The organism is Streptomyces sp. UW30 (genome assembly GCF_008042075.1).
Taxonomy (GTDB): Bacteria; Actinomycetota; Actinomycetes; order Streptomycetales; family Streptomycetaceae; genus Streptomyces.
Window position 1 is genome coordinate 1 of sequence record NZ_RDBN01000022.1, and the last position, 7489, is coordinate 7489.

Sequence of the window (7489 nt, forward strand, 5' to 3'; positions counted from 1 at the left end):
GGCGCGCACCGGCTCGCCGATTGACCTCGACACCCTGCGCGCCCGCCTCAACGTCCCGCCCGCCATGGCTGACGCCATTGCCGCCCAACTTGCCTGACTCAGAAAGGACTTGAAGCTATGGGTTTCCTCTTCCAGCGCCTCGTGCGCTACGGCCCCGTCGAGATCGGCCGCGCTCTCACGCGGGACGGCGAGAAGGGCTACGTCGCCTCCTGCACCGCCGATCAGCAGGACGAGGACGAGCCACAGCGGCGGGCGGACGAGCTTGACGCCGACCACGGCCAGGCAGGCGATGAAGAACCACAGCGGCACGGACATGGCGCTAGCTCCCTCGGTTCTCGTACTTGATCTTGATCCGGCAGTGGTGGCCCTTGGCCGCGATGCAGACGGCGCCGTAGCTGGAGTACTCGGCCGACCAGCCGCACTGATCGGCGGTGCAGGAGGCGACGTAGCCCTTCTCGCCGTCCCGCGTGAGAGCGCGGCCGATCTCGACGGGGCCGTAGCGCACGAGGCGCTGGAAGAGGAAACCCATAGCTTCAAGTCCTTTCTGAGTCAGGCAAGTTGGGCGGCAATGGCGTCAGCCATGGCGGGCGGGACGTTGAGGCGGGCGCGCAGGGTGTCGAGGTCAATCGGCGAGCCGGTGCGCGCCTGGTGGTCATCGGCGAGCCGACGGGCGTGAGCCACGAGCGCCGACGGGGGCTGCACAGCGGGAGCCGCGGGGGCTTCCGGCAGCGCCGAGGCCGGTTCGGCGGCCGGAATCGGCTCGGGTTCGGCAACCGGCTCCGAGGCAGGCGTCGCCGTGGCCGACTCAGGGGCAACAGAGACGGAGGTGTGGTCGCCGGATGCCGGGTGGGGTGTGGGGCTGTGGGCGAGCAGGGTGCCGCCGAGGAAGGCGAGCGCGGGCCAGCCGGCGACGCCGAGGCGGAGCAGGGCGGGCGGGTGTTCCATGTCGAGGAAGCCAGCCGTGGCGACGTTGGCGCCAAGCGAGGCGACCAGGGCGACCAGGAACCAGCACCAGGCCAGCCGGGACGGGCCGTCCGAGCGCAGCCGGCGCCACGCAGCGACCAAGAGCAGGTCGACGGAGACGGGGTAGGCCCAGGCTTTCCAGCCGGTCTGTCCGGCAGCGGCGGCGAGGTCGTGCAGGTGGGCGAAAGACAGGGCACCGGCGATCACGGCCTGTACAAGGACGGCGTCCGGGCGGATCGTGCGGCTCATGTCGTCACCTCCCTTGCGGGGTTGGGCCAGGGGCGGGGCGGGGATCGAGTCCAGCCGCCCAGCCCCAGCGGGGTTCAGTCGGTGGCGGCTTTGCCGGAGCCGAGGCAGGCGAGGCAGATGCCGGTTTGTTGCCCGGCGGGGCGGCGCTTGCGGCCGACGTGGACGGTGCGGGAGACCTCTCCGGTGCCGTTGCACGGCTTGCACTTCTCCGGCTGTGGCACGGCGGCCTTGCGGCGGGCGGTCGACTTCCTCGCGGCGGGCACGGTCACCACCCCTGGCCGGGGTACTCGGGGCCCTCGTTCGGGTCGTAGCCGGGCGGGAAGGTCCCGGGCGGCGGCTCGGGCAGCGACGCTGCCAGGCACGGGCCCACGACCTCCACGAAGTCCTGGTCGGCTCCGAAGGTGTCGGCGTAGAGGGCGAGTTGGCCGAGCATGACGACGGTGCGGGCGAAGTCCTCGCAGTTGGGGCACATGGCCGGCGTCCTCCTACTTCGAGTAGCGGCGGGGGTAGCCGGAGCCCTGCTCAGCACGGTCACTGGTGTGCTGGGCATGCAAAGCGCCACCGACGACCTTCGAGAAGTCGTCCGCACCCTGGCTGCTCTCGTACTTGCGGATGTCGTTGCTGAACTTCGAGAGGCGGGACCGGTCATCGGCGAAGCTCTCGCGGTTGCTCATAACGCCTCCTGTATCGGGCATGGGACGGGTAGGGACCTGGCGTGAGACGGTCACGCCGACCGAATGGGGCGAGGAGGGATCAGGCGGCTTCGGCGAACGGTTCGACCGTCGCGGGCGCCTCAACCGAGTCGAGGTCGAGCACGGGTCGGAAGCGGGCCAGCTCCGGGATGTCCGGGGTGAGGCCGGCGTGCCTGTTGCAGGCAGTCACGGCTTCCCGCATCGACGTGTGCGGGGCCCGGATGCGCGTCCAGTCACCGTTGGAGTGGCCGACCACGGCCATGCCGGGCCGGTCGTTTCGGATCTGCGTGGCCGCGAACACCGCATGCGGAGACACGTCGCCGAACGCCATCTTCGCCGACGATTCGTCGTTGACCCGGTGCGCCATCCGGCCGGTGAGCTGGGCGCGCAGCATGGTGATGCCGTCGCCGAGTTCGGAGCCGAAGCGCTGGCCGTAGATGTCGAGGAAGATGCCGGCGGCGCGGCCGAGCTGGGCCAGGCGGACCAGGGCGACGATGATGCGCTCGCGGCGCTTCTTCTCCGCCGTGGTGGTGAACAGGGCGAGTTCGGCGATCTCGTCGATGGTGAGCACCACCGGCACCGGTCGCAAGTACTCGGGCAGGCCCCAGATGTTCGCGGTGATCTCCGCATCTGGGGTGTCGGCGCTGATCCGCTGTTCCCGGCGGATCACCTGATACGTCGCCTCCATCCGCGCCACCAGCGCTTCCAGCAGGTCGGCCGCATCATCCGGGTTGTCCGCGAGCGCGGAGAACCGGCGAGCCAGAGGGGAGAGTTCCACGCCGCTCTTGCAGTCGATGCCGACCAACGCGACATGCTGCGCGGCGAGTTCCTTGATCACCCGGCGTTGCGTGACGGACTTCCCGGAACCGACCGCGCCGAGGGTGACCGAGTGCGGCACCTCCCTGTAGTCGCGGTAATGGACCGAGCCGTCCTCACACAGCGCGACCGGGATACGCAGCTCACTCCGCTCGATCCGAGCCGGCATCTGCACCCGCTTGAGCACGTCGTAGCCGGTCGTCGCGATCTCGACCACTCCGGGCTTGATCTCGCGGGAGGTGACCTGGTGGACACCGAAGGCGTGCCGCAGCCGGTCGACGGCGGCCGAGTAGTCGAAGGTGTCCTGTCCCGGCATCATCCGGATCCGCAGCCGCAGACCCGTCCAGGTCGGCTTGATCCACATCAGCCGAGGGACACGCTGGCGCGGGGTCTGCCACTTGAAGAGCCGGGCCAGCCACAGCCGGAACCGGGAGGCCGGAACCGTCAGGTCACAGGCGTCCATGACCGACGCGTAGCGGATACGGACTTTAGCCGTGGCGTAGACGACACCGAAGGTCATCCAGAACCAGGCGAGGAAGCGCCACCGAAGCAGCAGCGCCAACCCGGCAACGTCCAGGACGACGGCGATCATTAACCACTTCACGGTCAGGCCGCCTTCAGGTTGTTCGCGCCGCCGGCGTCCACGGCGGTCACCGCAACCGCACGGAAGCTGATGCCGTGCCGCTTCTGACCGTTGAACTCGTTCTCCCACGGCCGCGCCACCAGACCGGTCAACGCCACCTGGGTACCCATCGCCAGCTCACCGGAGATGGCCGACTCCCCCACCGTGACCTTCACGACCTCGGCGTTGCCGTTCATCACGAACAGCACGTCCAGCGTCACCAGGAACTCACCGGTCTGCCGGTCCGCAGCCCGCTCCTGAGTCTTCTGGTTCGCGTACTTCGGCTGAGGCGGCTGAGCCACCATCAACGTCGCGCTGGCGGTGTCCACGGGGATCTGCTGCATGATGGAACTCCCTTTTGGGATGAGCCCCGGACTGCGTCGTGATCTTGGCGGATGGCACGCAGTCCGGGGCGGCTTGGTGTTGCTACACCACCGAAGCTACTCGCAGAAAAACTGCGAGTCAACAGAAAAACTGCGACTAGTAGGAGTTCTCCGAGTCTGCGACACTGAGTGCGACGATAGGGAGGAAGAAATGGCCAACTTCGGGCTTTTTGTTCGCTTCACGCTGCGTGATGGTGCTGGCGATGACTTCGATGCGCTTATGCGAGAGACGACGGCAGGAATCCGGGCGCACGAGCCCGGCACGCTGGTCTATGCCTGCCACGAGGTTGAGGGCGCACCCAATGAGCGGATCTTCTTCGAGCTGTACGCCGATCACGACGCTTTCGAAGAGCACGAGCGCCAGCCGCACACGCGTCACTTCCTGGCCGAGCGCTCCAAGTACGTCGAGAAGACCGAGGTTGACCGCCTCCAGCCGTACGCCGGCAAGTACCCCACCGGAGCAGAGAAGTGACGGCTTCCGACACCAAGACCGTCGGCCAGAGGGTGAAGGAGCTGCGCCGCACCGCCGGCATGTCGCAGAGCGACCTTGCCGCCGCCATGGGACGCTCCGAGAGCTGGGTCTCCCAGGTCGAAAGAGGCGTACAGCCCGTTGAGCGACTGTCGGTCCTTCAGGCTCTCGCAGACGCACTCAACGTGCCCGTGCGCGACCTCCGGCCGGACGCCGCCGCCCCAGTCGAGGAAGCCGAGCCAGAGGAGCAGACGAAGAGCAACGACCTCGACGGTCTACGGGTAGCCCTTACCGGTCACCCCGCCCTGGGCAGCCTCTTCCAGCAGCCCCTGACCGAACCAACGCCTTCACTTGCCGACTTCCGTCATCAAGTAGATGAGGCGTGGACCCTCGTGCACGCATCGAGCTACGCGGCACTGAGCGATCATATCGCCAAGCTCCTCCCGAGCATTGAGACGGCAGTACGCCACGCGCCGGCAGGCGACCGCATGGAACTTCATGCCCTACGCGCCAAGGCGTACCAAGTGGCCGCAGCGAGCTTCACCCGGCAAGACCAGGCAGACGCAGCATGGGTCGCGGCCGACCGAGCACTACAGGCGGCCGAACTCGCAGGACAGCCGTTGGAAGTCGTCGCGAGTCTGTTCCGAATGGCCCACGCCTTCATGCGGCAGCAGCATATGGACCAGGCCGAGCAGGCAGCGCAATCAGCTGCGGCCGTCATGGGCCCAAGGACAGAGACCCCGGCCTGCCCGCCGGAAGAGCTGTCGCTGTTCGGCGCCATGAACCTCGTCCTTGCGGTGATCAATGCGAGGGAGGGCAACCGAGGGCGGACCCATGAGCACATCGAACGAGCGCGCGGAGTTGCGGCGCGGTTGGGCGAGGACCGCAACGACTTCGACACGGAGTTCGGGCCGACGAACGTCGAGATCCACGCCGTAAGCACGGCAGTGGAATTGGGGGACGCGGGGCTTGCCCTGGAGGTAGCCAAGCACGTTGACGCATCGGGTCTTTCGCCCGAACGGCAGTCCCGTTTCCTGCTTGACGTGGCGCGGGCACACGCGCAGCGGCGACACGTCGGCGAGGCCACAGCCGCACTCATGGAGGCCGAGACCCTGGCGCCCGAACAGATCCACGATCACCACTTGGCCCGCGAGGTCATCCGGGACTTGATCCAACTCTCAGACCCTCGTGTCCCCGAGTCGCTGCGCAACTTGGCCGAGCGAAGCGCCGTGATCTAGTGCTGTGACCGCAAAGGTTCGCTGGGTTGGTTGTCGTGGCGTTGAATTTGCGGTGACCGTCGATCCGACCTCTGGAGCCACGGGTGGCTGAGCCTGTTCGTGTGCACAGACTGACCGACCAGGTGGGGCAGAAGCTGCAGCAGATCGTGCGCCGCGGCAGTAGGCAACTGTGGGTCAGATAGTCAGCTTTGGCGAAGCCCGCGTTCCGCGTAACTCAGCGGCCTGGGGCAGTGTTCTGGCTGGTCAGCGGGTTGTGAGTTTACGCTCCCGGCGGCGGCGTCAGCCCGAACCGCGCGATGACGTCCGGCAGCCACTCCGGCTGGCCGAATTCGAGCCCGTACTTGGCCACGAGTGCCGGGATCGCGTCCGCGGACGGCGGCGGGCCGTCGGCGAGCATCTCGGCCATCTCGCGGAAGCAGTTCTCGAAACCGGCCGGGCTAATGATCTCGATCATGCGGGCAGGGACCGAACCGGCGTTCCACATGGCGTGCAGCTCGCCGCGCGGCTTGGTGATGTAGCCGCCGGGGCCCAGCACGGCTTCGCGGTCGCCTGAGCGGAAGCCGATCTCGCCTTCGGTGACGATCGAGTACTCGTCCTCGCGGGTGTGCAGGTGCGGCGGCACCATCGCGCCGACCGGGAACGGGTGCTCGACGACCGACAAGGCGCCGTTGGTATCGGCACCCCAGAGCTTGAAGACCACCCCGATGGAACCGAGGAAGCCCTCGGCGCCCTCGCCGGGGCGGACGACCGTGAGCGGAGGGACCAGTTCCTCGGTCATGGCGATCACTCCTCTGATCGACTTCGAGAAACACTGGTGTCTTGCTAAGAGTGTCCACCCCGGACTTCCTGGGTCGCACCTTGGCGACCTAGACGATGTACGCCTCGTCGGCCTCGGCCCTCCCCATGCGCCATATCCAGGCGCACAGCCAAGCCGAGGCAAGCGGTGTCAAGCATTAGGTGAGGCCACAACGTCAAGCATCAACCGAGACAAGACATACGCCACGTGCGGCGACGCGGACAGAGTTTCCCTACTTCATCAAGGCTCGCTGCGCTCGCTCGTCCGGCGGCCGACGGCGCTTGTCGATCATCGCCAACCCGACCGCCGCAGACTCCGCCCATGCGCATCAAAGGCCGCTTACGGCCCACATGCCACCGCCGCCACGATCCGGCCTCTCTGTACGCCTCGTCGGCCTCGGCCCTCCCCATGCGCCATATCCAGGCGCACAGCCAAGCCGAGGCAAGCGGTGTCAAGCACAGCCAAGCCGAGGCAAGCGGTGTCAAGCATTAGGTGAGGCCACAACGTCAAGCATCAACCGAGACAAGACATACGCCACGTGCGGCGACGCGGACAGAGTTTCCCTACTTCATCAAGGCTCGCTGCGCTCGCTCGTCCGGCGGCCGACGGCGCTTGTCGATCATCGCCAACCCGACCGCCGCAGACTCCGCCCATGCGCATCAAAGGCCGCTTACGGCCCACATGCCACCGCCGCCACGATCCGGCCTCGGGAGGGGAAAGATCAACCGCAGCTAGACCTCAACGCCCCGCTTCCAGGGCCACGCCGCACCCCTTTCCACCCGGTTGCCTAACACCGTTAGGTCGGATCAACCGAGGGCCGGGCAAGCGCGGCGGCGACGGCCGGTCGCCGCCGCGCCGCCTCCATGTCTTCGCCACCGGCCGCACGTCGCCGCCCGCCCGTCGCCACACGCAGCGGCCACATTCCAACACGGGCACGGGGACGAACGATGATCCCCAACGGTGCAGGCCAAAGACGCTTTGTGCCACCGAAAGAGGCCGGATCGTGGYGGCGGTGRCATGYGGGCCAACGCTGCCTGATGCGTGGGCGTTCGTACGGCCCGCTGATCCCGCACCGGGCCACCCGCCGGACGGCGGACGCGGGCATGACGTGAGAGAAACCCCGTCGTGGCTGGGGCGGTCGGCTCCACGACTTTAGCCAGCCACTTTGGCGCGAGCCTCGAAGATCATGGCCCCCACGTCGTGCTTTAACGGGCAGGTCCACAGACTGCCCGACGCGCCGGAAGCTTACGGGGCCATGATC

General features: G+C 67.6%; 11 protein-coding genes and 1 pseudogene. 4 read left to right on the forward strand and 8 right to left on the reverse strand.

All coding sequences use genetic code 11. The features are described from left to right. Together EAO75_RS47255 and EAO75_RS48535 are read left to right on the forward strand one after the other, a co-directional pair. Positions 1-97: pseudogene (locus tag EAO75_RS47255) on the forward strand (SpdA protein); the annotation flags it as partial. 20 nt (positions 98-117) lie between these two features. Further along, positions 118-345 (forward strand): hypothetical protein, encoded by a 228-nt coding sequence (locus EAO75_RS48535; RefSeq protein ID WP_410092260.1) that lies wholly within the window; start codon positions 118-120, stop codon positions 343-345. On the opposite strand, the gene EAO75_RS13340 is transcribed toward EAO75_RS48535, so the two are convergent. The 7 genes from EAO75_RS13340 to EAO75_RS13370 form a co-directional block, all read right to left on the reverse strand. Then, positions 320-529 (reverse strand): mobile element transfer protein, encoded by a 210-nt coding sequence (locus EAO75_RS13340; RefSeq protein ID WP_147995279.1) that lies wholly within the window; start codon positions 527-529, stop codon positions 320-322. The genes EAO75_RS48535 and EAO75_RS13340 overlap by 26 nt on opposite strands. A 20-nt stretch (positions 530-549) precedes the next feature. Continuing rightward, positions 550-1212, reverse strand: coding sequence for a DUF2637 domain-containing protein (locus EAO75_RS13345; protein ID WP_147995280.1), 663 nt, complete (start codon positions 1210-1212; stop codon positions 550-552). A gap of 74 nt (positions 1213-1286) precedes the next feature. Then, positions 1287-1475, reverse strand: a complete 189-nt coding sequence (locus EAO75_RS13350) for a hypothetical protein (protein ID WP_147995281.1) — start codon at positions 1473-1475, stop codon at positions 1287-1289. 2 nt (positions 1476-1477) lie between these two features. Beyond that, positions 1478-1684 carry a hypothetical protein gene (locus EAO75_RS13355; protein ID WP_147995282.1) on the reverse strand — a complete coding sequence of 69 codons (207 nt, stop codon included), beginning with the start codon at positions 1682-1684 and terminating at the stop codon, positions 1478-1480. A 13-nt stretch (positions 1685-1697) separates the two neighbouring features. Beyond that, positions 1698-1886, reverse strand: a complete 189-nt coding sequence (locus EAO75_RS13360) for a hypothetical protein (RefSeq protein WP_147995283.1) — start codon at positions 1884-1886, stop codon at positions 1698-1700. A gap of 79 nt (positions 1887-1965) precedes the next feature. Continuing rightward, positions 1966-3312, reverse strand: coding sequence for an FtsK/SpoIIIE domain-containing protein (locus EAO75_RS13365; RefSeq protein WP_147995310.1), 1347 nt, complete (start codon positions 3310-3312; stop codon positions 1966-1968). Positions 3313-3326: 14 nt separating this feature from the next. Then, the gene (locus EAO75_RS13370; RefSeq protein ID WP_147995284.1) at positions 3327-3686 is read right to left on the reverse strand and encodes a hypothetical protein; all 360 of its coding nucleotides are present in this window, start codon (positions 3684-3686) and stop codon (positions 3327-3329) included. Positions 3687-3876: 190 nt separating this feature from the next. Between EAO75_RS13370 and EAO75_RS13375 the strand changes: the two genes are divergently transcribed. After that, entirely contained in the window at positions 3877-4197 is a 321-nt protein-coding gene (locus tag EAO75_RS13375; RefSeq protein WP_147995285.1) for a putative quinol monooxygenase, read from the forward strand. Next, complete coding sequence (locus EAO75_RS13380; protein ID WP_261989263.1) at positions 4194-5432, forward strand: helix-turn-helix domain-containing protein; 1239 nt, start codon at positions 4194-4196, stop codon at positions 5430-5432. Before EAO75_RS13375 ends, EAO75_RS13380 begins: the two co-directional genes overlap by 4 nt. Before the next feature lie 259 nt (positions 5433-5691). Here EAO75_RS13380 and EAO75_RS13385 read toward each other — a convergent pair whose 3' ends face one another. Beyond that, a complete protein-coding gene (locus tag EAO75_RS13385; protein WP_030949317.1) occupies positions 5692-6210 on the reverse strand; it encodes a cupin domain-containing protein in 519 nt (172 codons plus the stop codon). Between the last annotated feature and the right edge of the window lie 1279 nt (positions 6211-7489).